At 75.2% G+C, this 1079-nt stretch carries 2 protein-coding genes; both read right to left on the bottom strand.

Annotated elements, in window-relative coordinates; translation table 11 throughout:
* Window positions 1–24 precede the first annotated feature (24 nt).
* Entirely contained in the window at window positions 25–246 is a 222-nt protein-coding gene (locus E1283_RS36485; RefSeq protein ID WP_132822429.1) for a hypothetical protein, read from the bottom strand.
* A gap of 120 nt (window positions 247–366) precedes the next feature.
* The coding region (locus E1283_RS36480) for a DUF4232 domain-containing protein (RefSeq protein ID WP_132822428.1) at window positions 367–1079 on the bottom strand (713 nt) is incomplete at its 5' end.

Here is a 1079-nt window from a genome sequence, read left to right as displayed (position 1 = left end):
GCCGGGGGCGATCCGGGAGGGTGCTCAGTGTGCCTTGATCGCGTTGAAGGAGCAGGCCGTGTAGTTCTTCTCGGTGCCCTGGTTGGCGACGATGTCGGCCCAGGTCTGGCCGTACACGTTGCAGAAGTCGAAGCGGGTGAGGTCGATGTTGACGACGGCGTCGGCGGCGGCCGTGGTGGTGACGGCGGCGGTGCCGAAGATCGAGGCGGTGATGGCGGCGACGGCGAGCGCGGAACGGATACGCACGAGCATTCCTCCCGGAGAGGGGTGTTTGGGACTCCCTGCAATCTGCACGATCCGTGCGGCGCGGCCGGCACCCGACATGCGGGGTTGCTCCCAACGGCGGAGAAGTTCCCCGGGTAACCGTCAGCCGGTCTCCGCGGGCCGGACGGCGGTGACGGTCAGCAGGCCGACGTCCGCGGCGGCGCAGCCGGTGAGCCCCTCGTGGGCCACGAAGAGGGCGGCGCGCTGGTCGGGCGGGTAGATCCGCAGGCCGCGGGCGGCCACCGGGCCGCAGGTGTCCTCGGGATAGTTCCCGGCCTGGGTGACCCGCAGCTCGGCGGCCGCGGCGGCGCCGGGGGCGAGTTCGACTCGGACCGGGTCGCCGGCCGACGGGTCGCGCTCGGCGGGGCTGCCGAGCTGGTCGCCGGCGTCGCCGGCGACCAACGAGACGCCGGGGTAGCCGGTCATGGCGCAGGGCGCGTCGCCGACGTTGGTGAGGGTGACTGTCAGGTATGTCGAGCCGGCGGCGCCCTCGGTGGTGGTGACGGCGGGGTCGAGGAGCTCGGACTCGCAGAGCGGCGGGGTCTCGCGGCCGCCGTCCGGGTGCGCGGTGCCCGGCGCCGGGTCGGGCGAGTCCTGACCGGTCGACTGGCTGGGCACGGTGGTGCCGCCGGGGCGTTCGGCGGCCAGCGGCCGGTCGCCGTCGGAGCCGCCGCCGGGGACCAGCAGGGCTGTGGTGAGGCCGGCGCCGGCCAGGCAGGCGACGGTTACGGTGGACACGGCGAACAGCCGACGGCGTCGGCGGGCCACGGCCCGGCGGCGGACGGCCTGGAAGTGGCCGGGCGGCGGGGCGAGTC

This window comes from Streptomyces hainanensis, from assembly GCF_004348415.1.
GTDB classification, from domain to species: Bacteria; Actinomycetota; Actinomycetes; order Streptomycetales; family Streptomycetaceae; genus Streptomyces; species Streptomyces hainanensis.
This window is presented reverse-complemented; position numbering and strand designations above follow the sequence as displayed.